The sequence below is a fragment of the Acuticoccus kandeliae genome, from assembly GCF_003073115.1.
This window is the reverse complement of record NZ_QBBV01000037.1, coordinates 1-513: the sequence shown is the minus strand read 5'-3', so window position 1 is coordinate 513 and position 513 is coordinate 1. Positions and strand designations below refer to the sequence as shown.

Genomic DNA, 513 nt, shown 5'->3' with positions numbered 1-513 from the left:
CCCCGCCGCCGTCGTCACCGGTCCGCCCGGTGCGGCGGAGGTCGCCGCGCAGCGGCGCCGGGAACCGGCACCGGCCGCGCTGGCCGAGCTGGTCGCCGAGGCCGTCGTGGCGCACCCGTCGGTGGTGCGGCTCGACGGCGGTGCCTTCGGGACCGTCGCGACCTGGCTGTCCGGGCGGCGGTTGGTCGGTGTGCTCGTCGGCCGTACCGACGAACCGGTCGAGATCGGGGTGGTGCTGCGTCTGGACCGGCCGATCCCGGCTACCGTCGCGGCGCTGCGGGCGTCCCTCGCGCCGTTGGTCGACGGGGTCCCCGTCGACGTGACGGTCGCGGACGTGGAGGTCTCCTGAGGTGGAGGTGGGTACGGGATGGACGAGCCGGATCCCGGCGGGCACGGGGGCCTGACCCCCGCTCAGCGGTCGGCCTACCGCTCGTTCGTCCGTACCCACCACCCCGACCGCGGCGGTGACCCCGAGGTCTTCCGCGCCGGGCTGGCCCAGATCGGAAGAGCGTC

1 protein-coding gene is annotated in these 513 nt (G+C 76.2%); it reads left to right on the top strand.

The window, feature by feature from the left end; translation table 11 throughout:
- A partial coding sequence (locus DBV35_RS29180; protein ID WP_205648937.1) for a hypothetical protein occupies window positions 1-349 on the top strand: 349 nt, incomplete at its 5' end.
- Window positions 350-513: the final 164 nt, after the last annotated feature.